The following is a 298-nucleotide window of genomic DNA, read 5'->3' as shown; positions in this document are numbered from 1 at the left end:
CCGGCGAGGCGCCGGGATAGCTGGTCGAGATCGAGATCGAGGGCGGCGCGATGATCGGATATTGCGCGATCGGCAGCAGCGGCACGGCGATTGCGCCGATCAAGCAGATGAACAGCGCGACCACCCAGGCAAAGATCGGCCTGTCGATGAAGAAACTCGCCATGGCGCGTTACCGCGTCAGTTTCTGGGCGTGCCGGTTGTCCGCGGTCGCGTCCGCCTCCGACCAGGATTGCGGCTTGACCTTGTCGCCGGCGGCGAACTTCTGGAAGCCTTCGACCACGACCTTGTCGCCGGCCTT

Annotated in this window: 1 protein-coding gene and 1 pseudogene; both read right to left on the bottom strand. The window is 65.1% G+C overall.

Annotated features, from left to right (window positions below; translation table 11 throughout):
* Positions 1–163, bottom strand: a 163-nt coding sequence (locus tag AABA86_RS33895) for an efflux RND transporter permease subunit (protein ID WP_338309834.1), incomplete at its 3' end; no start/stop codon positions are given.
* 6 nt (positions 164–169) lie between these two features.
* Positions 170–298, bottom strand: a pseudogene (locus AABA86_RS33890) (efflux transporter periplasmic adaptor subunit); the annotation flags it as partial.

The sequence above is a fragment of the Bradyrhizobium sp. TM233 genome, assembly GCF_036247965.1.
In the GTDB taxonomy this organism is placed as follows: domain Bacteria; phylum Pseudomonadota; class Alphaproteobacteria; order Rhizobiales; family Xanthobacteraceae; genus Bradyrhizobium; species Bradyrhizobium ottawaense.
Note: the sequence above shows the minus strand (reverse complement) of the source record. Positions and strands in the feature narration are given on the sequence as shown.